Origin of the sequence: Fictibacillus sp. FJAT-27399, from assembly GCF_001510655.1 — a bacterium.
Taxonomy (GTDB): Bacteria; Bacillota; Bacilli; order Bacillales; family Fictibacillaceae; genus Fictibacillus_C; species Fictibacillus_C marinisediminis.
This window is the reverse complement of sequence record NZ_LMVC01000003.1, coordinates 308,895-332,469: the sequence shown is the minus strand read 5'-3', so window position 1 is coordinate 332,469 and position 23,575 is coordinate 308,895. Positions and strand designations below refer to the sequence as shown.

Here is a 23,575-nt window from a genome sequence, read left to right as displayed (position 1 = left end):
TTAAATATTTCACACTTGTAAGGGAGGGGAAGAAAAATGTTTAAGGTAGTTGGTGTTTATAAGACAGAACAAGAAGCAGTGGAAGAACGGAATCAACTGAAACCGAAAAACGAAAACAGCACATTTTTAGTCGTTGGGCCTTATGAGACCATTGAAGAAAAAGAAGATAACGAGGAGATCATACAGCATTTTTTGGACCAATCCGACAACTCATCCTTCTCACAGAATCTCTCAGGAAAAGAGAGACTCGTCTTTCTAGGAGTAGATCATAAAGAAGCGGAACATTACGGAAACCACCTCGAGACAGGGGAATTTTTATTATTGAAAGAGTAAGGCTCCATTTCATCACAAAAAAGGCATCCGTGCTTCGTTGCACAGATGCCTTTCTTATTTTAAGCCTCTAAAGAATCATTGTTTTTAGCCTGGCGGATTTCATTGTAAAATTCAGCTGAAGATGCGGACATATAAGGCATCAGCCATAGAAACCCGATAAACAGTGTCACAACCGCCAGGATCACCCAGCCGATAAAACTAAGCTGAAGAAGGAAGTACTTCCACTTGTAGCCGTCCATTAATCTGCGGCTTTCGGTGATGGCACCCGTAATCGAAATCCCCGGGTTGTCTTTCAAGACATAGAATGTTTGCGAATATGCAAGCCCTTTGATAATACCCGGAACAATCAATAGCAGGGTCCAAAGAACTGTGAAAATCCATACCAGGATCGTTGTTCCAATAATCTTTAAGAACGTACCGATGTCCAAGAAAGGCTGAAACATGTTCTTCACTTCTTGAGGCTCACGCCTTATGAGGCTCAGAAAGACCCAGCTAAAGCCAATCGTGATTGGGTAAACAAAACCGTTAATAATCCAAGAAAAAATATATGCTGATAGATTTCGTTCAGCTCCATTAAATTCGTCCTTTCCTCCCAATAGAAAAAAATCAATCAAGTTAGGAAGAAAAAACGTAAAGATTCCCAAAAGGAACGTCAATAGAACCGCAAAGCCCCATTTGTTTTCCAGGGCAACCCTTGCTTCCTTTTTTATTTCTCCGATTCTCATGCCTCTTTCACCTTACCTTTTTTGTTTCAATTCTTTTTGCAAAATAGTTATTCTTTGGAAAAAGCCATTATATCACAAGTCATTTTGCAATATGCTCTTTTTTTAGGTGAAGGGCTTCTTCTGATCGGTCCAGCCAGTCGGCAACTAAAGCATTGAAGACTGCGGGCTGTTCAATCTGCAGGTTGTGCCCCGCCCGGTCCAATACAGCAAAAGATGCACGAGGAAATTGATCCATGATGGCCCAATGATCTTTGAAGCCGACAACAGCATCCTGCCTGCCAGTAAAAAACAGCACAGGCTTCTCAAAGGGTTTCTGTAAGTCGATAGAAAAGGTAAAAGCGTAGTTTTGCTTTATTTTTTCCAGAAAAACAGGATCTGCCAGCATCACACCTGGTATGATTTCTTCCCTCGTTCGTTTCAGTACATATTCATCCTGTACAACTGCTATAGACGCAAACTCCCTGGCTTCTTCCAACGGAAGGGATGCGATTAGCTGCTCATCTGTTTTAATGACCGTATGCTCCGGCAGCTCTCTTTTTTCATGTTCTGCGTAGATCGGTGAACAAATCGTGAGCAAGCCTTCTACCCTATCCCCCATTTTAGTCATGACGCCTCTCGCCAGATAGCCTCCATAGGATTCACCAGCAAGTAAAAAAGATTGTCCGGGTATTACTTTTTCAATAAAACGCAACACAACATCCAGCATATCATCCGTCCCGGTCAGCCAATACTCCCCTTTGGTCCGGCCCATCCCCGGCAGATCCAAATAGATTCGCTGAAACCCGCTTCGGTCTTTAAAAACCGGCTCCATACAGCCTTCCATCAACCGGTAATCCGGCGAGAAACCATGAATCATGATGATGGGCTTCCCTTCCCCATGTACCTCATAATGAACCTGAATATCTCCAAGATCGCAAAACATGTACATCGCCCTTTCATTGACGGTGCCATCGCGTGGTGCCTGGCACCCAATTTTGTCTTCTATTCTTATCCTCATTTTAACATTACTTCCTGAAAAGAAGGCTTCATTCACCCATTTGCCGAATAAGAAATTGGTGCCAGGCACCACGATTACACACATGTCAAAACGCGGGTGCCTGGCACCAAAATAACAAAACTCCGAAACACAGCAAAAAAGGTTAAGAATTAATATCTGCTGCACATTAAGATAGAGTCATGAGGGAGGCGGACGTATGGATTACTTCAACAGCATTCAGAATACGATTGACTATATCGAGGAGAACTTGGAAGAACCCTTGACGCTTCCGGACCTCGCCAGGATTGCCTGCTTTTCGCCTTTTCACTTTCACCGCGTCTTTTTGATGCTGGTCGGCCACCCGGTGATGGACTACATCCGGAAAAGAAGACTTGCGCACGCAGCGGACCTGCTTGTCCATTCAGAGCTTAAGATTGTGGACATTGCCTTCAGCTGCGGGTTTTCTTCCCACGAATCCTTTAACCGAGCTTTCAAAAAGCTATTCGCGGTGACACCCACACAGTTCCGAAAAGAGAAGCTGTACACCTTTACGCTTCCTGAAAAAGCCGCCCTCATCAAAAAACCTATTGTTGGAGGACCATTTATGCAGCCGAAAATTTATATGAAGCCTGAATTTAACGTCATCGGTTATGAACTCAAAACCACTTCTGAAGATGGTAAAAATCTAAAAGAAATCCCTGTCTTTTGGCAGACCTATTTACAAAACAATAAGATGAGAGAAGCTATCCCCAACAAGATGGACCCTTCAGTGGAACTCGGCATCTGCACAGATTTTAACCAGGAAAACGGCTCGTTCAGTTACCTGATCTGCTCTGAAGTTACGGATTCCAATAACGTTCCTGAAGGCCTTGTGGCCAGGACGTTCCCAGAAACCAAGTATGCCGTATTCACTACCCCGAAAGTTGCAGAAAACGAGTTTTCCGACAGCATTCAGGCGACATGGCAGTACATTTTCAAAGAATGGTTCCCTTCTTCCGGCTACGAACATGCCGGCGGAGTTGAGATCGAGCTGTACGATGAACGAAGCATAAGCCCTGAATCCAAACAGATGGACATTCTGGTCCCTATAAAATAACCTGCAAAGAAGACGGCAATTTCCTGAACCATCAAGGAACTGCCGTCTTTTCAGTACGTTTCTTTTTAAATATTTTATAAAGTTTCTATAAATAATTATTAAGAATGTCGAATTCTGTTGCTCTCTTTCCTTCTTCATTGTTATGGTGTTCATGAATTGCTTAGGAACGCCACATTTTTCAGGAAAGGGGGAAAATACCCTTGATTAAAGAATGGAACCTGTTACGCACCCTAGCCTGTTTAAGCATTGTATTTCTGCACAGTACATCGCTGACAGCTGTCTCTGTCGGAGGTTATCCTGCGTCCGGGGTTTACAGCCTGCTGCGTATCGCTCTTTGTTATGCCACACCGACGTTTGTCATCCTGTCTGAGATCATCCTTGCAAACCGCTATCCCGATCAGCTTCCGAAAAACTTTTGGAAAAAGCGTGTGAAGTGGATTCTTGCTCCGTTTCTCGCCTTTGCGGTGATCGATGCACTGGTCAGCTATCATCTCAACCCGAATATCGATATTGCTGTTATGATTAAAAACAATCTACTTGGAAATTACGAAGGATACTTCGTTCTGATCATTTTTCAATTTTATATCCTGCATTATTTTGTCACGAAATACAACATCAAGATGAACTGGCTGATCCCAATCAGCATTCTTGTTATGAGCCTTCATTTTAAATTGATGGAAGGCCAGCACCCATGGATCAAAGAGAATTTATCGTATTTAAAAATTCCGTTTACGGCATGGTTTGCGTATTTTACCATTGCTTATGCGATTGGAAAAAATTACAAATCGATCGCTGCCAAGCTGCAAGAATACCGATACCACACGCTCTTTGGGGCAGTTCTGAGTCTCGCAATTGTCTTGATTTTTTACAAATCAGGTTATGTCAGCGTCGGATCGAAGCGTTTAGATCTGTTTCCATTAACCGTATCGCTTAGTCTCCTCGTTCTGGCTTGGGGCCAATTGCTGCCAAATATTAAAATCGTGAACTTGATCAGCAATTACTCTTTTGGCATTTATCTCATCCACTGGCAGGTTCAGCGCTATCTTGCACCCTATACGGCTCAATGGTTCGACCAAACCCATCTGCAAGTATTTTCGCTCTTCTTTATAACGCTTTTAATTTCAATGGCGATCATAAAAGTAATATCCTTACTGCCGTTTGGATCGTATGTGGTAGGCAATACTAACCGTAAAATAAAAACGATATCTCCGAAACTGGTCAAAACAGCATAGCTTCTCCCAAAAGCAGATGTCCCCTCCAAGACATCTGTTTTTTTACGGCCATTCATCCCTCGAACACTTCGTTGGCGGATGTTTAGGCTTACTGTATAATAGGTAAAAGATAACAATGGATAAAAATGTTTTTCAAATGCCACTGGAGGTGGAGAAATGAAAACTGATTCTTTGGATTTAAACCCCTTTGTTTTGGACTATTTTTCGACTATTTCTCAAGATGACTTAAAGAAGGATGTATTCCCTAAATATCCGGAAGTCTTTAATTTAATTGCGCAGTCACGCGGATTCGGAATACCTTGGCAATACAAAAAAGCAGCAGAGTCCAATAAAGTTGATCAGCGCATGTTCTTCTTTGAAAGTAACTTAGGCAAACAGTATACCGGGAATCCAAGGTACATTTATGAACGCATGATCGAACGTTATCCGAATTATACATATGTCTGGTGCTATGCCGGCAACGAAAAGATTCCCGGAGATCCAATCATTGTTGATAGAGCATCCGCTGATTACTATAACTTTCTTGCCAGATCACGGTTTATCATTAATAACACAACATTTCCGCTTTGGTACCACCGGCCAGAGACCTTCTACTTTCAAACATGGCACGGCACACCGTTCAAAAGACTGCACTGGGACATTTCATCACGTCCATTAGAAAAACGGTCGACGCCTGAATTTTATGTGAAATCAACCAAATGGGATGCCTTATTATCTCCCAATCATTATTCTACAGAGATATTCCAATCTGCTTTTAGATACGAAGGAGAAATCGTTGAATACGGTTATCCTTCCAATGATATTTTCTATGACAAAAGAAGGTACTCAAACGTCAGAGAAAAAATAAGAGCAAAACTCGGAGTGCAAAATAACAATGCTCCCATCTACCTTTATGCTCCAACTTGGCGGGACGGTAAACACCTTGGGAACTCAATGTTTGAATTCAATTTAATGCTAGATCCATTTAAATTTATAGAGCATGCTCCTGAAGACGCTATCCTGCTTATCCGCTCTCATCATATGAGCAGCTCTGATGATAAATTAACAAGTCTCGCTGGCCGTGTAATTGACGTCAGTGGCTGGGACGATGCCATTGAACTTATGTGCGCAGCTGATGTTCTCATTACAGATTACTCATCGATCGTGTTTGACTGGTACTGCAGCCTAAAACCCGTTATTTATTATGTCCCTGATTACGACCAATATGTCGGCTCAGTACGAGGAGCTTATTTTGAATTAAGTGAGCAGCGAGCAGGAGAGATTTGCTACACTGAAGAAGAATTGCTGCAAACACTGCCTAAAGTCTTAAAAGACAACTCTCCTGAATATAAGGATTTTTATAAAACATTCTGCGGCATGCATGACGGCAATTCCTCAGACCGAGTCATTGATTACCTGCTATCCAGATAAAAATGTAAAAATCAGCAAAGCACCCTATTTGAAAAACGGGTTCGGTTGACGAGGAGAAAATGACAATTCTCAATCGAATTCACAAAGTAATTCACAGTAAATTTGTATGTTAATTAGCAATAGAAAAAGCACGGTTATTCGTTATAACAGGTTTATTTAAGGAAAGCAATTTTAGAATTCCAATAATTAATAATAAAACCCGCTCAGTTATATTTCTGAGCGGGTTTTGCAAGAAAATAAAATGTCATTCAATTTATTTCTTATTCATTGATTTCATAAATCAACGTATCAAATAATTTTCCATCAGTATAAAGTAGAATTGCCCATTCTCCCGACTTAGGAATCTTTACACTTGAAGGTGCGTGAGCATCTGCTCCATTATTTTCTCCTCCAAGTCCTATTGTCCAACCAGTTGTTAATATTTGATGAACAATACCTGTTTCTTTATGATAACCGACTACTGTTAATTCTGTTTGCCTTGTGTTTTCGATTCCCCAAAGATGCCACATCCATTTTTGACCATTGATTAAACTTGGAGCGTCTGCACCGATAACTCCTGACTTATTTTCATTCCCAATAATGTTGCCATTGAATGTGACTGCTTTTTTATCCCAATTAATTTTTTCAAAATCACTTTCTTGAACAAAATCAGGAACACCTTCTGGTAATGATACCTCACTATTTGTTTCATTCGATGTGCAAGCTGCCAAGAATAATAAACTTAAAAAAACTAACACAATCGGTAATTTTCTTATCATATTAATTTTAACTCCCCCCCTTAAAGAATTAGACGAAAAATCACAATAATAGTTTCGTGTTTTTCGGACAATTCAGATTTTATATTGGGGAACAATGCGAGGGTTTGGAACAGGTTCCCTAAGAAAATTGGCATTTCTGCAATTACAAGAGCTGTTCGAACATCATCATTTTCACAAGAAAGTTTTCACTTCATCGGGTACGCACTTAGAATATGAAGATAATCCTATCTTGCATCCTCTTGCAACAATTGATAGAGGTTTGCGTTCCGTAGATTGTACGACAAACCTATCTTCATTGGAACCAAAAGATGTTAACGATTAGGTTTAACAGACAAGCAATTTTCTCTAAAAGATATTATTTACCTTAGATAGCCGAGCGGTTATGTTCTATTATCTTTTTTTATTTGAAAGGTATTTTAGGATATTTTGGTGTCGGCTGATGTATTAACTCGATATGTGTTTCGTGGTGATGTCGCTTATGATTGGGAGATTACACTCGGAGATATTGCCTTAGATACGGTTCTACAAAAAGAGGACCATCTGAATGAGTTTGCAAAAAAATATGCAAGATACCCGAAATATTCGCACTACCCGATGCCGCCTTCGGCAAACGATACGCAAAGTAAAACGGAGTATAAAGAATTGGTACATGCGGAACGGAGAATGAAATATACGGATGGATTACACGTTGGTTCGACTTATACGACAGCTGCACATCTATGGCTCATTAAGCAACTCGTAAAATCCCCTGAGTGGCGTTTTGTGACCGATGAGGACAATTCCCTTATGACATCTATCAATCGAGTATTCTCGAAGGAAATTTGTCTCAGTGATGCCCATCATTTTTTGTGCCAAACAGATAGGGCAAAAACTCGAAAACAGGTTCGTGAAGAATTTATTCAAGCAAGGGTTGATTTGGTTAATTTTCGTTCTATCCTCAATTTCACTCGTTGAAAGAGGGGATAGAACCTCGACTAAATTATCTTCTTTGGTAGCCAATCGCTTTAATTTAGCCAATCTTTTCGTCACCTACTAAATCTTCAATTCCAAGTTGCTTAACCATCCTTCTGTTATTCCTCTTATTTTCAATCCAAGCGATAAAATCTTCGTCTTCTAAAAGGTTGAGAAGAAATAAATTGACGACTTCACTCTCGCTATGCTCTGTGTATTCTGCAATAGCTTTTGACGATATTTCTTGCTCGTTCTGATATGAGCCAATCTACCTTTTCTGCATTGTGATTTTTGGGTTTAATGAACTTCATCCTTATCTATCTCCTGTCTGAAATTGGTCATACAATTAGAATATCCAATTCGCAATGGTTTTAGCACTGGTATCAACAACACCGCATAAATTTATGCGGTGTTGTTGCTTTGTTTGTGAATTGGTATGCTAATTAGCCCATTAATTCCGTTAAAAGTATTGATTTAACAACAAAAAGAGGGACACCAATTCATATTGTGAATTGTGTCCCTAATTACGCTATTATTTACTGTTTTCTCCCCATTAACCGAACCCGTTACTATGTGAAGGGTGCTTGTTTTATTTAATAAAAAAAGCACTGCCTGTTTCCAGGCAATGCTTTACTTGTTTAGTTCTGTTCTTGCTTTTGATCAGCAGCAGGTGCTTCTTCCTGTTTAGTCTGATCTTCAGTTTTTGCTTTATTTTTATTTTCATCACGGTTATTGTAATCGTACTTCGAGCGGTCCACTGGTTTAAAATCACGTGGAGTATAGAAGCGAAGCAGATCTCCATAAACAACTTTGTCAGAAAGTTGAAGAGAATTTTCAGCAAATTCCTGTTCTTTCTGAATTTCTTTATTCTTTTTAACCGGTTCCCCAGTTTTGGCATCAAAGTATTTTCCATTGATAGCGGTAACCTTTGGACTGACAAAGCTTCCGTTACGGAATGGAACAACCTGTTGATGATCTTTGGACAGCAAATCTGTTCCAAATTGGACATACTCTTTTGTATCAATGCCAAGCAAGTGAAGAAGCGTAGGCAGAACGTCAATCTGTCCACCATATTCATGCTTCACTCCGCCTTTCATGCCAGGTACGTGAACCATGAACGGAACACGCTGCAGCTGGGCATTGTCATAAGGAGTGATTGCTTCTTTGTTCAATACTTTAGCCATGGCATCGTTATGGTTTTCGGAAATACCATAATGGTCTCCGTACATGACGATAACAGAACGGTCATACAGCCCAGAAGCTTTTAATTGGTCCATGAAGCTCTTAACCGATTCATCGAGGTAACGAGCTGTCTGGAAGTAACGGTCAACTGATCCGTCACCCGTATCATCTGGTCCGATGCTTGCTTCCGCGTCATCAATCGGATACGGGAAGTGGTTGGACAATGTAATAAATTTCGTATAGAAAGGTTCTTTCAATGTTTTCAACATTGGAAGAGACTCTTCAAAGAATGGTTTATCTTTTAGTCCGTAGTTTACAACATCTTCATCCTTCATTTGGTAGTGGCTCGCATCAAAGAACTTGTCATAACCAAATGATTTGTAGGTCTCATCCCGGTTCCAGAACGTTTTGTAGTTTCCGTGGAATACTGCGGAAGTGTAACCTTTTTGTCCTAAAATAGCAGGTGCGGCTTGGAATGTGTTATTTCCGTTGGTGGTAAATACTGAGCCTTGCGGAAGTCCATAAATGGAATTTTCCAGCATGAATTCTGCATCGGATGTTTTGCCCTGTCCTGTTTGGTGGAAAAAGTTATCAAAGTATAACGTATTCTTATCTTTTGTGAATGAGTTTAAATAAGGTGTAACTTCTTCACCCTTCAGTTTGTAATTGATCATAAAGTTCTGGAAAGATTCTAAATGAATGTAAATCACATTCATGCCTTTTGCCTTGCCAAAGTAAGCAGGGTTAGGCTTTGCATAGTTAGCGTCTTTATAGTTAAGGACGTCACCCATATCGCTTGAATCTGCAGATGCCTTTTGCGCGGAAATACGCATGCTTTGAATAGCATCATATATCACATAGTTGTATGTGCCGAGGTATTTCACCAAGTAGTTGCGGTCAAATGTACGCGTCAAAAGCTGCGGACGATCTGTTTCCGCCAAGCCGATGTTAATGACAAGCAAGGCAATCGCTGAAACCAGCACAAGCTGCACTTTCTTACGAGCCATGCGAACCGGCTCGGGCTTGATGAATTTTGCAGCTACGAGAACAGTTAGAATGATGGTATCAATGAAATACAGCGGGTCATAAGGTTTAAGCAGTTCCCAGATGCTTCCTCCAAGATCTCCAAAGTTTTTCGTTTGAGTCAGGGTCGGCATCGTAATGAAATCATTAAAGAATCGGTAATACACGATATTTGCATATAAAACAAAGGAAAGGAAAAAGTTAAGGACAATGGTCCATATATACGCTCTTTTACCTTTTGCAAATAGTGCCAATCCAAAAAAGAATATGGCTGAACTGATCGGGTTTATCAGCAGCAAGAACTTCTGCATTGCATTTTCTATACCAAGATTAAATTCAACAAGATAGCCTGTATACGTTTTTAGCCAAAAAAGAACAACAGCTAAAATGAAAAAACCAAGATGCTTTTGGACAACATTTTGGCCAGCTTTTAAAAGACCTTTCAATTCTTTCACCTCTTCTAGTACCTCTATAACTTTATTGTCTAATCACTTTTATTCGCACCTGTAAATTTTAGTCTATTTTATTATAAATAGCAAAAGTGAAAATATGATGAAAAGCTAAGATTTAATTTTATTTTTGTTTATTTTTCCTTAAAATTACTAGCTCTAGCCATGGTTTTCGTTTATTATTGCGGTATTTTGATTGTAAAAACGCTTCCTTTTCCGGACTTGCCCGCAACCTGGATCCAGCCGCCGTGGGAATCCACAATCCATTTTGCAATCGCAAGCCCCAAACCGTGGCCTCCAAGCTGTTTTGACCGGGATTTATCCGTCCGGTAAAATCGCTCAAATATCCGTTCGCGTTCTTCAGGCTTTATCCCTATACCCTGATCTTCAACCAATATAACCAGCAATTTAATTTTTTCTTCTTTTTTCAGCGAAAGTTCAAGGTTAACCTCAGCATTTTCAGGAGAATACTTGATGGCGTTCTCCAGCAGAATATAAAGAAGCTGATCCAAACGCTCACGGTTGCCATACACAAAAAGCTGGGCAGGTGCATTCAGCTTTAATGTTATACGTTTTTCATCCGCAAGCGTTTCAATAGAGTGAACCGCTTTTTGAGCAAGCTGATGAAAATCAAACACTTCTTTTCTTACTTCCGTGTTTTCTGCATCAGAACGGGCCAGAGTGAGTAAATCTCCTACAAGCTTTATCATCCGCTTTACTTCATATTTCATATTAGATAGAACAGAGTGTGAAAATTCATCTTCCTGCACGTGTTTTTCCATCTCCAGCGCATTAATAGAAGATAATATGACACTCAGCGGGGTTCGAAGCTCATGTGAAGCATCGGCGGCAAATTCACGCTGCTTCATATAGGACCTGATAATAGGTGACATGGCTCGCTTCGACATAAAATAGCTGATAAAAAAGGAAACAAAGGAAAAGATGATAAGCATGATGGCAAAAATGTTCAATAGCCAGTCAAATAGCTCCACCCTATTAGATATGCTTTTCCCAACATATAAAATGCCAATGAATTGATTTCCTTTATAAATTTTGCGGCCAGCCATCATGAGGTCGATGTTTCGTTTATTCAAATCCTCTTGCCACGGAACAAAATAAGAGACTTTTAAGTTTTCATACCGGATCTCTTTTGGATTTGGATTCCAGCCCTCTAGTTTCTTATACAGCTTCGGACGGAGATGATGGTAAAGTTCATCACCCGTTAAAAGCTTTCCTTTGGCATCGACGACGTAATAGAAGAACTGTTCGTCAGAAAGCATGACAAAGTTTTGTATGGAAGGTTTTTTGCCTTTTATCATTTTTTCTTTGATCACACTTACTTCCTGGTCCACGAGCTTCTTCAGCTGATCCTCCTGGCTGCTGACAATCACTCCGTATAGCAAGAAATAAACGATGACCATAAAAAGAATTAAGAACAGCATCAGAATGCCTGTATAAATCATCGTCAGCCGCCACTGTGTACGGCTGATCAGGTTCAAGTTTTTCAATAGATTCCAGCGGGTAAAAAGTCTAGTTTTCAAGGCGATACCCCACCCCGCGCACACTTTCAATAATTTCTTTTTTTGTGAGCTTTCCAAGTTTTTTCCGAAGCAATTTCACAGTGGCATCCACAGTCTTTGCCGAGACATCTGCATCGAAACCCCAGATCCGGTCAAGGATGGTTTCCCTCGGAAGTACTTGGCCTTTATTCCGCACAAGAAGGTCAAACAGCTGAAATTCCCTTGGGGTCAGCTGTATCTCACGCTTAGCTGAATTTACTATATAACTTGTACGATTCAACACAATATCATAAAGAACGACCTTTTCTTCAACAATAGGAGCAAAATTCCTTCTCGACAGAGCACGAAGCCTTGCAAGAAGCTCGTCAATTTCAAAGGGTTTGACAAGGTAGTCATCGGCTCCTGCATCCAGTCCATGGATCCTGTCCTGAACTGAATCTTTTGCTGTCAGCATCAGAATAGCTTGAGAATAGCCCCCAGACCGTAATCGCCTGCAAACTTCCAATCCCGTTTGCCCCGGCATCATCCAATCCAGGATCACAATATCAAAATCAGATGCTATCGCGGTCTCATAGGCATCTTCTCCATTTGACACCCACTCTACATGATGTTGATTCTTTTTCAGCATATGGACAATCAACTTTCCAAGATGCAAATCGTCTTCCGCTACCAGAATGTTCATGTAAAAGCAGGCTCCTTTCAGCTTGATCACTGACTTCAACAATTGATGATAGCACAATTACTGCAAAGAAGATTGAAATTCCTGCTGATTTCACACAATTTCCTAATAATTTATGTATGGGTTTAAGAAGTGAAGATGGAAATTTTTTTTAAGACACTTTACAAAGGAGAGATTCTGAGGAATAATGAGAGTAGTTAACCGAACATTTGTTCTTATATTGAGTATAGCTTATATCTTAATCTTTTGTCTATAAAAAAAGCCAGCATTAAATACTGACTTTACTTAAACTCATGAAAAGGAAGAAAGTATACTTGATAATTGGGAAGTCTTTCAAAACCAAGTTTTTCTGCGATTGCAATCGAATCATGCCTAAAGGTTTCTGTTGTCCAATGGGGTTTCCTGCCACTTTTTAAGCAGTCATTGATAAAACCACGGGCCATTCTCGTTGCAAGCCCTCTGCCTCGATGTTCTGTTTCATAAACATTTATGCCAATCTCCACGTCACCCCCACACGCTAACACACTGATGCACGTTCCGATGACTTTGCTTTTATGCATGGCACACCAGCCTAGACCGTGTTCTAAAAAGCTTTCCTCCGAGACCCAGAATTTCTTAATCTCTTTATTGATCGTCTGGAGTGGATCCTTCAAAAGGAAATCTTGAGTAATTCTCGATACTATGTACTCTTCAGGTATAGCATTGTTTAATTTTGAAGATAAAAAATGTTCACGGTTAAACTTGAAGGGCACTCGTTCACCTATTTTTAATCCTGCAGGAAAAAGCGAGGATATTACTTCCTGCCAGCCTTGAGGAGGATATACTTCAAGATTAAAATCATTTTCGCCGAGTTCAAGGGCATCAGGTTTTATTCTTTCTATTATGAATGGCTGCAGAAAGGAGTTGAATGTGTGGTTCGTATGGTCTCCTCCCAAATAAAACATTTCATTAACCGCCCAGATTAATGCAGTTGAAGGAGATTCAACATCATCAACAAAGATTTTTCCGCGATTTATCCCTGAAATGACTCCTTGTATGACTGGATGATCGTTTTGTTCTTTAATAAGTTTTCTTACCTTATCGTATCGTTTTAGAGGCAATTCATAAATCATATTGATCCATTCTCCCTTGTTTTAAGATTTTTGCACTCTGCATAATCTCTTAAAACTGAAAGACTGCACGACGTTTACTTATAAGTGCCGTTTCAAACCAACCCCCTCGCCATTTACAATTAATGTATAATCCAAGTTTATCATGATTTTTATCAAAGAGTAAGCGAAGGGATCCAATTTCCCCTTTATACGAACAGAATTTTCGTTTTATTGCCAATTCCACGTTTCAATCTGCTAAAATCCGGAAATATTATCAAGCAAGCATGGTAATAAAATCATAAAAATTCGGGCCCATTACATATAGCGCATAAGACATATTACCCCTTCTTTCGACAACTAGCAGGTATAATCTTCAAAGGAAAGAAAAAAGTAGGAAAACAAAGAGGAAAGGAGAATGGTGATGAGCAGTGAAGTGCTAAAAAAACGCATTCACCAGCATTTCAACACAAAGAAGATAAAGGATGAGCAGCTCGAAACATTGCTGGTACGTTTCATCCTGTCCGTAAAAAAAGGAAAGTAAGAAAAAGGGGCTGTCCAAGAAGTCTGTAAGCTGTTGATTTCCGTTCCAGGCTGCTCGCTTTCCGCGGGGCGTGCGGTGAGCCTTACCGGCGTGAACGCCTACTTTTTGGTGCAAGNNNAGTCTCACCTGTCACGCTAGTCCCGCAGGACAAGGAAGGCTCCGGCAGCTTTTTATCGCACGAAGAAAATGTGAAGTTCATTTTCGAGGAGTCTCGCATCTTTCACTTCAATTAACTTTTCATTGAAGATTTTTCAAGCCAAAAAGGGGCTGCCTGAAGGTCAATTTTCGACTTTCTGGACAGCCCCTTTTCTCAATTAAGCGTGCCTGGCACAAAAACTATTAAATAGGAACTTTTTCGTTATTTTCCGAAGTAAGTTGTTCATGTCTGCCGTAGTGTTTAGCCAACAGATGGCCGTATATAGACGCCAGAATCTGCTGAAATAGCATGCCAACAACGACGGGAACAGCTGTCGCCGGCGAAAAGTACGTTAACGCAAGAACAGATCCAGCGCTGATATTCCGCATGCCTCCACTGAAGACGAGAGCTACAACCGTTTCTCTCTCCCATCCAAAAAGCATGCCGGTCAGCCAGCATATTAAGTAACCACTGGCCGCGATCAACAGGACGAACAAACCAATCAATAAAAGTTTCCCGTTCACATGAACCAAATACGGGGTGGCAACCGAAGCATTGATGGCGACCACAGCACTCATGCAAATTTTAGAAACTGGAGAGATTCTTTTCCCGAGTGTGTTCTTTATTTCTCCCTTCGTCCAATGATTGAGCAGCATGCCAATGACAGATGGGATCACGATCATAATCAACAGGTCCTTCACCATGGACCATTCATCAATGGAGACGGTTTCTCCGACAAACAGTGATAGGCTGTAAGGAACAACAATCGGCGATAATAGCGTATCAATCAATATTATGGAAAGCGCGAGGGTGCTGTTCCCACGATAGATGGATACCCAGATGCTGCTCGTCACGCCGCACGGTATGACCATCGCCAATACGAGTCCGGTTATGGTAAGGGAATCCGAGGAAAACGCAATGTGCCCTACTCCCCACGCCCAGATCGGCATTACGATGTGGAGGATGATGAGTGCTGTCAGGATGGGCACTGGCCGGGACAGTGTATTGCGCAGATGGGTAAAATTAGACCCTAAACTACCTGAAAACGTCATGAATGCAAAAATCCAAGGAACTAAAAAAAGCAAACCCTTTAGTTCGCTCGTAAGCAAAATTCCAAGGATCACACTTGCGGGTGTAATAAATGGCATAAATTTTTCCAGCTGGTGGTTTAACTTTTCTAACACGATTAGCCTTCTTCCGTCTGAGTCTATTACTCTAATAGTATATTAATTTATATTATAAAATATTTAAGTTTACGGTGCCAGGCACCGCAATTACATACTTGTGTAATTCAGGTGCCTGGCACCCTACAAAAAAGGCGCAGGCTATTGTATATTTTTGAATCCCTCTCCCCCCAGGTGCATAGGATGTATGCATACACATTTGAGAAAGCTGTCCAAAACAGATTTTTTAATTGACAAACTATTAATTCTATTTTACATTAAATGAAATTAAATATTCTTATCCAGAGAGGTGGAGGGAATTGACCCTGAGAAACCTCGGCAACAGACTCTTTTATGAGCACTGTGCCAATTTCAACAAGCTTCTTTGCTTGGAAGATAAGAATTGTGTTGATCATTCTTCGGTCTCTTCAACCCCTTCTTATGTTTCCATAAACATAGGAAGGGGTTTTTTATCGAATCAATTCCCACTAAATAGATATGAATAGTTATTTTAAATAATAAACGTTAAATGAGGAGTTGGTGATATGGAAAAACACGACTGTATACACTGGAAGGGAAAAAGGCTTACCGCAACCGTGCATTATCCGAAATCCATGCTAAGCAAAAATAAGATATCCCCTGCCGTTATTATTTGCCATGGATTTACAAGCAACCGGATTGGTGTGGACCGATTGTTTGTTAAAACGGCACAGCAGCTTTCTTCGAACGGATTTGTTGTAGTTCGGTTTGATTATTCGGGCTGCGGGGAGAGTGAGGGGAATTATGGGGAAAACAGCTTTGAAGATCTAATCGACCAAACATACGCTGCCGTTAGCTTTGCCTTGGAGCTTCCTAACGTTGATTCTGACCAGATTACCCTGCTTGGCCATAGCCTTGGAGGAGCAGTCGCTGTACACTCTGCGGCCCGTGACGAAAGGGTTAAACAGTTAATCCTCTGGTCTGCGGTAGGACGGCCGTTTGATGACATCGTAAATATCGTGGGTGAAGAAGAATATAGCCATCTATTCATTAAAGGATTCGTGGATCATTTAGGTTATTCCCTGACCACAAAATTTCTGCAGTCCCTCAAGAATTCCAATCCGTTAGACCAGCTATCACAGTTTTCCGGTGATGTGCTGCTCGTTCACGGAACGGACGACAAAGAAATTCCAGCCCATTATTGCGGGGAATTTTTTGAGAATACACAAAAAAGATCATGTGGAAAAAGCAAGATTCGGCTTATTAAAGGCGCCAACCATACCTTCTCATCCATCATGCATTTCAATGAACTGATCACTGTAACCTCCGATTGGCTCATAAATGATTCTAATTTGAAGGTGCCAGGCACCGGCTTTTGACACTTGTGTAAAAGCGGTGCCTGGCACCTGTATTGATAGCGATGGTGTTCCAATGAAAACTGACCGGGTTTTTCGCATTTACCGAAAATCTGTCCAGATACAATGTTTTTTGTGTGAGCCGCGCTAACACATATACTAAACTTGCCAACAACAGGATGACTGCCGTAACTAATTTTTTCACTTCTTCATCTTCCTTTTTTAAAAAAATCTGCACCTTCGTGGTCTTTAAGCTGCTGCAGAATCTCTATCCACTATGAAAGATACAGCAAATGTGCTTGGTCTTTTTTGATCTTTCAATTAAGAAAGCCGCATAAAACTTGTTCACATTGTCCCCTTCTGCATTCAATATCGTAGTATAATAGCTTTTGTATTTTTATTATGGACGCGTCGCCGTAAACTTCATTACCCTTACCAGGCAACCAACTTGAACGTTCTAAAAATTAAGGGGAGATCAACTTGAGAGAAAAACGCAGAAAAAGTCTGACTAGCCTGATTGTATTCCTGTTAACGGCTTTGCTCATCACAGGGTGTGCACAGGCACCTAGCACAGGCCAATCAAGCACGGATTCCGGACAAAAAACGGATTCACCTGCTGCAAAACAAGAAGATTCATCTTCAAATGATGTTAAAACCACTCCATCCACAGATCAGACATCCGCCGTTAAAGGCATGCCGGCTACTGTTACGTATGTGGTCGATGGCGATACACTGGATGTAAAGTTTAAGAACGGAAAAACGGAGCGAATCCGCATGCTCCTTATCGACACACCCGAGACAAAACATCCGAGGCTCGGTGTTCAGCCGTTCGGGCCGGAAAGCTCGAAATTCACAAAAACCCAGTTAACGGGCAAAAAAGTCGGTGTCGAGCTGGATGTGTCCGAACGCGATAAATACGGCAGGCTGCTCGCGTACATATGGATCGGCAAGCAAAACTTTAACCAGCTACTTTTGGAAAAAGGCCTTGCCCGTGTGGCTTATGTGTATCCGCCTAACACAAAATACGTCGATCAGTTCCGTGCCACACAAGAAAAAGCTCAAAAAGCAGGTGTTGGCATTTGGTCGATTGAGAACTATGCCCAGCAAGACGGATTCCATACCAATTCAAAAACCAGCACATCAAACGGAACAGTTTCCGGAGGGTCACAAACCAACAAGCAGAATACTCAGGTGAAAACGCCAGAGAAACCAAAGGGAAGCTGCAACATCAAAGGAAACCAGTCCGGAATCTATCACATGCCTGGCGGCCAATATTACGATCGGACGAAAGCCGAGGTCATGTTCTGCTCAGAGGCTGAAGCCCAAAAAGCAGGCTACCGGAAGTCTCAGCGATAGGTAGTGGGGATAAAACTAAAAGCCGAATCAGCAGTTTGTGCTGATCCGGCTTTTTTTTTAGTTTTTTTAGAGAGCGGGTCTAGTGCCAATAACGACGGTTGCGTCCAGTTCACTGGAACTGACTACACGTGATAACAATCCGTTAGCATTAAAAATTTCGAGAGTCTGCAGTGCTTGCCGTTCGCTAGTCTCAACAAGCAGATGACCACCCGGCGCCAGCCAGGCCGCCGCACCAGTAGCTATCCTCCGCTGGATTTTAAGTCCATCCTCCCCGCCGTCCAGTGCCACTCGATCCTCGTGAAGGCGGGCTTCTGCAGGGAGCATACCGATCGCATCGGTGGGGACGTAAGGTGCGTTAGCGACTAGGAGGTTGACGCGCCCGAGAAGTATTTTGGGCAACGGCTCGTACAGGCCACCTTCGTAGACACGGCCACCGCTAGCCGTCACATTACGTCTAGCGCACGTTACCGCTTTCGGATCGATGTCAGCAGCATACAGTTTAATCTTTTCCTGGGTTGAAGCCAGCACGGCGCCAACCGCACCTGAACCACAGCAGAGATCAACGGCGATGTCTCCCGGCCGTATGATATTTGCCGCTTGGGAGACAAGAAACTCAGTACGTCGGCGAGGAACAAAAACTTCCGGATCTACCTCGATCCGGAAGCCGCAGAATTCCGCCCATCCGATGATTTGTTCGAGGGGAAAACCGGCAGCACGCTGGTCTATCATAGCAACCAGTTGCACTGGCGTATTCGCCTCAGCCATCAGCAAACGAGCCTCATCCTCCGCATAAACACAGCCAGCTGCCCTAAGCCTCGTGACAACAGTTGAAAAATTCCAATCCTGTTGAATATCAACATTCACCATGATTTTACCTCTGAATGAATTTTTTGGTGCCTTTTTTTGAGGTGCCAGGCACCACGATCACATACATGTGTAACGGAGGTGCCTGGCACCTCACTCGGCACCCCTCTCTACTCCACCCCCCTCTAAAAAAACGACAAACCAACTGCGAAGATGACACCCGATACTAGCAGGGTGGTGACGCAGTATCCCATGATGTCCCGTGCGCCGAGTCCGGCAATAGCGAGAGCCGGCAAAGCCCAAAACGGCTGGGCCATGTTCATCCATGCTTCACCGTAGGCGATGGCCATCGCTGCGATGCCGGGTTCTACGCCGAGCTGCTGTGCAGCAGGCATGATGAACGGCCCCTGTACGACCCAGTGTCCTCCGCCGGACGGAACAAAGAAGTTGACGAATCCTGAGCTCAAGAACGCAAAGAACGGAAACGTCGATGGGTTGGAAATGGAGATAAATGCGTTGGTGATCATCCCGCCAAGGCCGGACAGCTCCATCATCCCTTGAATCCCCGCATAGAACGGGAATTGAATCAAGATGCCAGCTGTTCCTTTTGCCGCATTGGAGACAGCGTTCATATAAGACAGCGGCGTTCCGTGCAGCAGAAGTCCCGTCGTAAAGAACAGCAAATTGACTGTATTGATATCGATTTTAAAACCGTTTGTGGCTATGTAATAGATGATGTACGAATAGCCGAGCACCGCAATTGCCAGGCTGAGGAATCTGCTGTTTTCCATCGTAACGGCAAACGTTCGTTTAACCTCAGTTGGGTCGACCGCTATCGCTGCAGAGGCTTCGTCTTCCGCCAGGATCTTTGGATCAATCCCGATCACGTCTTTTCCGGTAGGCATCATCAGCCTGGCCATGATAGGCAGGATAATAAGGAGTGCGACCGTAATGAACAGGTTATAGCTGGTGAAGATGGTATCCGTCAGGGGAATCAGCCCAGCCGTTTTTTCCATCGGATTTCCCGGAGTGGCAGCCACGAGCGGAATAGAACCTGACAGTCCGCCGTGCCATGTAAGAAAACCGATATACGCACACGCGATCAGAAAACGGTAATCCGAGCCAGGAATCCGTTTGGCTACTTCCTTTGCGAACAGGGCACCAACGATCAGCCCGAACCCCCAGTTGATAAAACAAGCAAGTCCAGAACCTACCGTAACTAAAATGACCCCTTGAGCTGGAGTTTTAGCAATTCCGGCGAGCTTAACCATCCATTTTTTGATCAATGGTGAACTGGCTAGGGCATGCCCCGTCACCAGTACGAGAGCCATCTGCATCGCAAAGGCCAGTAGGTTCCAGAATCCCGATCCCCAGAAACCTACCATTTCGATGGGACTGTGATGTGTAAAAATAACACCGGATAAAAATAAAATGATCGTCAGGATTAATGCAAACACAAATGGATCAGGCAAGAACCTCTGCACAAGGGCAGTGAAGAAATTAGATAACGCTTTCATTTTATTCTCCTTCTCTGTTAATCTATTTACTTTTTTAAAAGTACACTGAATAAATATTCATCTTAACGAAGTGAAAATCCTGTCTGTCTTTTATCCTATTTGTAAAATTTCATCACTATTCGGCGAAAAATATTAGAAAAAGCAAGAATGATATTTGGCCTCATTCTTGCTCTTTTTATTACTCTCCCACCATCAGCACTACTTTTCCCGTGCTTTTTCTGCTTTCCACCCATTCGTGGGCACGGGCTGCATCTTTTAAAGAAAACAGCTGTCCAATATCGATCTCCACTCGGCCATCCTCCAGCAACGGAAACACTTTAGGAGCGATTCTTTGCAGTACATCTGGCCTCTCCTTTCTTGTCGTACCAAGGCTGAAACCGAGCACCGAACGGCAGCTTGAATGCAGCTCACCCGCCGGAATATTGCCATAGCTTCCACTGGAATTTCCGAAAACAACGAGGCGTCCGTATTTGGCCAGACAGCTGAAACTCGCTGCAGTCAGATCTCCGCCGACCGAATCAAGTATGATGTCAGTACCCCTTCCATTAGTCAGCTCATTCATCCTTTGAGCAGCATTATCCTGCTCATAACAAATGACATGATGAGCGCCGGAATCCTTGGCCGTTTGGATTTTGTTTTCATTCCCTACCGTGCCGATCACAATGCCCGCACCAAGAGCGAGGGCCATCTGCACTGCTGTCGTTCCAACACCGCCGGCCGCTGAATGAATGACAACAGTCTCTTCTTCCTCTATCTGCGCCAAATTAGCGAGTAAATGGTATGAAAGAAACGAAACGATTCCGCAAGCCCCTGCTGTTTCAAAGCTCATGCTGTCCGGTATCGCGAATGTCAGACTTTCGTCTGCTGCTATGTATTCTGCATAGGAACCGTTATGAGGAAAGGCAAGAACCCGCTGCCCCACTTGAAGGCTCTGTACGTCTTCACCCACCAGCTCCACCACCCCAGCCGCTTCCAAACCCGGAATAAATGGCAGAGTTCCCTTTCCCTTATTCCCATGCCTCGCTTTAATGTCTGCGTAGTTTACAGAAGTAGCCTTCACCTTAATTAACACCTGTTTGGATTTGATAGAAGGCACATCCATATCCTCCAGATATTCCAGGTTCTCCGGCCCGCCAAATTTCGTCACCGCAATTGCCTTCATCGTTCCGTTGATCGTCCCCTTCGCCATTCCCTCCTTTTTCCTTTTATTATGGTGCCAGGCACCACAATTACACAAGTGTCAAAACGCGGTGCCTGGCACCATCAAGGCCATCAAAGTGGACCCTCACAGGTCTTGGCACCACAAAAATCTCCCTTCTTCTGGTAAACTTAATGAAAATGAAAATACATAGATAGGATGGGATACGATGACTGCTCGAAAACTGCTGATCGCTCAAAATGTTGATGTTGCTTATGTTGAAAAAGTGCAGGAAGTGATACCGGAATGGACCATTGTGACAGGCAAAAATAAGGAAATATGGCAAAAGGAAGCTCCCGATGCCGAAGTGATCGCCGGATGGAAAAAAGGGATGGAGGATTACACCCTTGACAGTGAAAATTCATCTTTAAAATGGGTGCAAACATGGAGTGCCGGGGTAAACAGCCTTCCATTAGATAAGCTATCCAGCAAAAATGTGCTTCTGACCAGTGCCAACGGGGTTCATGCCTTCCCGATTTCTGAGACCATTTTCGCTCTCATGCTCGGGCTGACCCGCAAAATTCATACGTATGTCCGCAACCAGCAGTCCAAAACATGGGATCATTCCAATCTTAAGCTTGAAATTCACGGAAAGACGATCGGCATCCTCGGTACAGGTGCGATCGGAAAAGAAACGGCAAAGATTGCAAAAGCGTTTGGCATGAGAGTTCTAGGTATGCGCCACTCCGGAAAACCCGAAGAATATATCGATAAAATGTATACATCTGATAAGTTGCATGATCTGCTGCCTGAATGTGATTATGTGGCAGTGACGCTCCCGCTTACAGAAAAGACCCATCACCTTCTTGGCCAAAAAGAGTTTCAGCTCATGAAGAATTCTGCTTTCTTCATTAATATAGGACGCGGTGACATCGTGGTCGAAGAAGAGATGATTGAAGCGCTGAAGAACGGTGAAATTGCCGGAGCCGGGCTTGATGTGTTCGAGACCGAACCGCTCGGAGATAACAGCCCGCTTTGGGAGATGGAAAATGTCATCATTACTCCCCATACCGCCGGATCCACACAATATTACGACCAGCGTGTGATCGAGGACATCTTGATTCCTAACTTAAAGGAATATGTAAACGGAAAGACACCTTCCATTAACGCTGTTGATTACAAGAAAGGCTATTAATCCATCACTAAAGAGGTCCTAATCAAAAGGACCTCTTTCCACATTGACAATTATGTAACTGCCCCCTCAACGGCGGGCTCCATTAACTTAGCCCCCCATAAATAAAAAAGGGGCTGTCCAAGAAGTCTGTAAGCTGTTGATTTCCGTTCCAGGCTGCTCGCTTTCCGCGGGGCTTGCGGTGAGCCTTACCGGCGTGAACGCCTACTTTTTGGTGCAAGNAGTCTCACTTGTCACGCTAGTCCCGCAGGACAAGGAAGGCTCCGGCAGCTTTTTATCGCACGAAGAAAATGTGAAGTTCATTTTCGAGGAGTCTCGCATCTTCCACTTCAATTAACTTTTCATTGAAGATTTTTCAAGCCAAAAAGGGGTTGCCTGAAGGTCAATTTTCGACTTTCTGGACAGCCCCTTTCTTCATTTAAAATCCTTCCACGTATAATCAACCGACAGCACACCCGCTGGCACCCTTCTATTCAGCGAAGGATCCTCCTTTACCGCCAGCTCCGGCTTCTTAAAGCAAACAAGGCTTTTATGAAAGCCAAACTTTTGGCATACTTCTGGCCTTGCCGAATAGATGCCGCACTTGTCCTGCTCCAGATCATAAAAGATGCACGTTCCGTAGTAGCGTTTCTGGTTCTCCAGCTCGCTCCGCAGTTTCTGCGGCATGGTCTTCACTTTCTTTTTTATTTTTTTGAGCTCTGCTTCTGTTATGGCAACCGGTCCGCAGCATAGTCCTCTGCATCCCTTGCATGGCAGGGTGTTCTCCATCCGCATCCTCCTCCTCAGCCAGGTACCCCGTTAGGCCGAACTTTCTTTCAGCCCATTAATTTCCACAAAAATCTGTCGAATCCTTTTTTGATTTGTTTTTTGTGTTTTTGGTGCCAGGCACCGCGTTTTGACATATGTCAAAAAGGGGTGCCTGGCACCACTCCCCGCACTTTCTTTTATCTTCAAAATAATTCAAAAAAA

At 42.8% G+C, this 23,575-nt stretch carries 20 protein-coding genes and 1 riboswitch; of the genes, 8 read left to right on the top strand and 12 right to left on the bottom strand.

The window, feature by feature from the left end:
* Positions 1–36: 36 nt before the first annotated feature.
* Positions 37–333 (top strand): hypothetical protein, encoded by a 297-nt coding sequence (locus tag AR335_RS15775; protein WP_062237676.1) that lies wholly within the window; start codon positions 37–39, stop codon positions 331–333.
* Positions 334–392: 59 nt separating this feature from the next.
* On the opposite strand, the gene AR335_RS15770 is transcribed toward AR335_RS15775, so the two are convergent.
* Entirely contained in the window at positions 393–1,058 is a 666-nt protein-coding gene (locus AR335_RS15770; protein ID WP_062237674.1) for a DUF975 family protein, read from the bottom strand.
* Positions 1,059–1,137: 79 nt separating this feature from the next.
* A complete protein-coding gene (locus AR335_RS15765; RefSeq protein ID WP_369795848.1) occupies positions 1,138–2,055 on the bottom strand; it encodes an alpha/beta fold hydrolase in 918 nt (305 codons plus the stop codon).
* 196 nt (positions 2,056–2,251) lie between these two features.
* Between AR335_RS15765 and AR335_RS15760 the strand changes: the two genes are divergently transcribed.
* The 3 genes from AR335_RS15760 to AR335_RS15750 all read left to right on the top strand — a co-directional run bounded on the left by AR335_RS15760 (position 2,252) and on the right by AR335_RS15750 (position 5,772).
* A complete protein-coding gene (locus AR335_RS15760) occupies positions 2,252–3,130 on the top strand; it encodes an AraC family transcriptional regulator (protein WP_062237672.1) in 879 nt (292 codons plus the stop codon).
* Positions 3,131–3,330: 200 nt separating this feature from the next.
* Positions 3,331–4,362, top strand: coding sequence for an acyltransferase family protein (locus AR335_RS15755; protein ID WP_062237670.1), 1,032 nt, complete (start codon positions 3,331–3,333; stop codon positions 4,360–4,362).
* A 156-nt stretch (positions 4,363–4,518) separates the two neighbouring features.
* Entirely contained in the window at positions 4,519–5,772 is a 1,254-nt protein-coding gene (locus tag AR335_RS15750; RefSeq protein ID WP_062237667.1) for a CDP-glycerol glycerophosphotransferase family protein, read from the top strand.
* A 260-nt stretch (positions 5,773–6,032) separates the two neighbouring features.
* Here AR335_RS15750 and AR335_RS15745 read toward each other — a convergent pair whose 3' ends face one another.
* Positions 6,033–6,530, bottom strand: a complete 498-nt coding sequence (locus tag AR335_RS15745) for a hypothetical protein (protein WP_062237665.1) — start codon at positions 6,528–6,530, stop codon at positions 6,033–6,035.
* A gap of 429 nt (positions 6,531–6,959) precedes the next feature.
* Between AR335_RS15745 and AR335_RS15740 the strand changes: the two genes are divergently transcribed.
* Complete coding sequence (locus AR335_RS15740) at positions 6,960–7,484, top strand: hypothetical protein (RefSeq protein WP_062237663.1); 525 nt, start codon at positions 6,960–6,962, stop codon at positions 7,482–7,484.
* A 635-nt stretch (positions 7,485–8,119) separates the two neighbouring features.
* Here the strand turns inward: AR335_RS15740 and AR335_RS15730 are convergent.
* The 5 genes from AR335_RS15730 to AR335_RS15705 form a co-directional block, all read right to left on the bottom strand.
* Positions 8,120–10,132 carry an LTA synthase family protein gene (locus AR335_RS15730; RefSeq protein ID WP_062237661.1) on the bottom strand — a complete coding sequence of 671 codons (2,013 nt, stop codon included), beginning with the start codon at positions 10,130–10,132 and terminating at the stop codon, positions 8,120–8,122.
* Between the two features lie 182 nt (positions 10,133–10,314).
* On the bottom strand, positions 10,315–11,676 hold the full coding sequence (locus AR335_RS15725; protein WP_082683558.1) for a sensor histidine kinase: 1,362 nt from the start codon (positions 11,674–11,676) through the stop codon (positions 10,315–10,317).
* Positions 11,666–12,337, bottom strand: coding sequence for a response regulator transcription factor (locus tag AR335_RS15720; RefSeq protein ID WP_053356916.1), 672 nt, complete (start codon positions 12,335–12,337; stop codon positions 11,666–11,668). The genes AR335_RS15725 and AR335_RS15720 overlap by 11 nt, the downstream gene beginning before the upstream one ends.
* Positions 12,338–12,615: 278 nt before the next feature.
* Positions 12,616–13,446, bottom strand: a complete 831-nt coding sequence (locus tag AR335_RS15715; RefSeq protein ID WP_062237659.1) for a GNAT family N-acetyltransferase — start codon at positions 13,444–13,446, stop codon at positions 12,616–12,618.
* Between the two features lie 859 nt (positions 13,447–14,305).
* Entirely contained in the window at positions 14,306–15,286 is a 981-nt protein-coding gene (locus AR335_RS15705; RefSeq protein ID WP_062237654.1) for a bile acid:sodium symporter family protein, read from the bottom strand.
* Between the two features lie 274 nt (positions 15,287–15,560).
* A riboswitch (SAM riboswitch) is annotated at positions 15,561–15,668 on the top strand.
* Positions 15,669–15,810: 142 nt separating this feature from the next.
* Between AR335_RS15705 and AR335_RS15700 the strand changes: the two genes are divergently transcribed.
* Positions 15,811–16,623, top strand: a complete 813-nt coding sequence (locus AR335_RS15700; RefSeq protein ID WP_062237652.1) for an alpha/beta hydrolase — start codon at positions 15,811–15,813, stop codon at positions 16,621–16,623.
* A 456-nt stretch (positions 16,624–17,079) separates the two neighbouring features.
* A complete protein-coding gene (locus AR335_RS15690; RefSeq protein ID WP_082683557.1) occupies positions 17,080–17,955 on the top strand; it encodes a thermonuclease family protein in 876 nt (291 codons plus the stop codon).
* A gap of 66 nt (positions 17,956–18,021) precedes the next feature.
* On the opposite strand, the gene AR335_RS15685 is transcribed toward AR335_RS15690, so the two are convergent.
* From AR335_RS15685 to AR335_RS15675, 3 genes are all read right to left on the bottom strand, one after another.
* Positions 18,022–18,822, bottom strand: coding sequence for a putative protein N(5)-glutamine methyltransferase (locus AR335_RS15685; protein ID WP_062237648.1), 801 nt, complete (start codon positions 18,820–18,822; stop codon positions 18,022–18,024).
* Between the two features lie 122 nt (positions 18,823–18,944).
* The gene (locus tag AR335_RS15680) at positions 18,945–20,276 is read right to left on the bottom strand and encodes a TIGR00366 family protein (RefSeq protein ID WP_062237646.1); all 1,332 of its coding nucleotides are present in this window, start codon (positions 20,274–20,276) and stop codon (positions 18,945–18,947) included.
* A 178-nt stretch (positions 20,277–20,454) separates the two neighbouring features.
* A complete protein-coding gene (locus AR335_RS15675; protein WP_062238019.1) occupies positions 20,455–21,438 on the bottom strand; it encodes a quinone oxidoreductase family protein in 984 nt (327 codons plus the stop codon).
* A gap of 205 nt (positions 21,439–21,643) precedes the next feature.
* Here AR335_RS15675 and AR335_RS15670 point away from each other — a divergent pair, with 205 nt between their 5' ends.
* Complete coding sequence (locus tag AR335_RS15670) at positions 21,644–22,609, top strand: D-2-hydroxyacid dehydrogenase (protein ID WP_062237644.1); 966 nt, start codon at positions 21,644–21,646, stop codon at positions 22,607–22,609.
* A 411-nt stretch (positions 22,610–23,020) separates the two neighbouring features.
* Here the strand turns inward: AR335_RS15670 and AR335_RS15665 are convergent, their stop codons facing one another.
* Entirely contained in the window at positions 23,021–23,374 is a 354-nt protein-coding gene (locus AR335_RS15665) for a YkgJ family cysteine cluster protein (protein WP_062237642.1), read from the bottom strand.
* Between the last annotated feature and the right edge of the window lie 201 nt (positions 23,375–23,575).

Excerpts from the sequence above, each read along its gene's own strand:
- AR335_RS15715 (WP_062237659.1), bottom strand. The coding sequence starts at position 13,446 with ATGATTTATGAATTGCCTCTAAAACGATACGATAAGGTAAGAAAACTT.
- AR335_RS15770 (WP_062237674.1), bottom strand. The coding sequence starts at position 1,058 with ATGAGAATCGGAGAAATAAAAAAGGAAGCAAGGGTTGCCCTGGAAAAC.
- AR335_RS15680 (WP_062237646.1), bottom strand. The coding sequence starts at position 20,276 with ATGAAAGCGTTATCTAATTTCTTCACTGCCCTTGTGCAGAGGTTCTTG.
- AR335_RS15700 (WP_062237652.1), top strand. The coding sequence starts at position 15,811 with ATGGAAAAACACGACTGTATACACTGGAAGGGAAAAAGGCTTACCGCA.
- AR335_RS15720 (WP_053356916.1), bottom strand. The coding sequence starts at position 12,337 with ATGAACATTCTGGTAGCGGAAGACGATTTGCATCTTGGAAAGTTGATT.
- AR335_RS15675 (WP_062238019.1), bottom strand. The coding sequence starts at position 21,438 with ATGAAGGCAATTGCGGTGACGAAATTTGGCGGGCCGGAGAACCTGGAA.
- AR335_RS15685 (WP_062237648.1), bottom strand. The coding sequence starts at position 18,822 with ATGGTGAATGTTGATATTCAACAGGATTGGAATTTTTCAACTGTTGTC.
- AR335_RS15765 (WP_369795848.1), bottom strand. The coding sequence starts at position 2,055 with ATGAGGATAAGAATAGAAGACAAAATTGGGTGCCAGGCACCACGCGAT.
- AR335_RS15665 (WP_062237642.1), bottom strand. The coding sequence starts at position 23,374 with ATGGAGAACACCCTGCCATGCAAGGGATGCAGAGGACTATGCTGCGGA.
- AR335_RS15760 (WP_062237672.1), top strand. The coding sequence starts at position 2,252 with ATGGATTACTTCAACAGCATTCAGAATACGATTGACTATATCGAGGAG.
- AR335_RS15670 (WP_062237644.1), top strand. The coding sequence starts at position 21,644 with ATGACTGCTCGAAAACTGCTGATCGCTCAAAATGTTGATGTTGCTTAT.
- AR335_RS15745 (WP_062237665.1), bottom strand. The coding sequence starts at position 6,530 with ATGATAAGAAAATTACCGATTGTGTTAGTTTTTTTAAGTTTATTATTC.
- AR335_RS15750 (WP_062237667.1), top strand. The coding sequence starts at position 4,519 with ATGAAAACTGATTCTTTGGATTTAAACCCCTTTGTTTTGGACTATTTT.
- AR335_RS15775 (WP_062237676.1), top strand. The coding sequence starts at position 37 with ATGTTTAAGGTAGTTGGTGTTTATAAGACAGAACAAGAAGCAGTGGAA.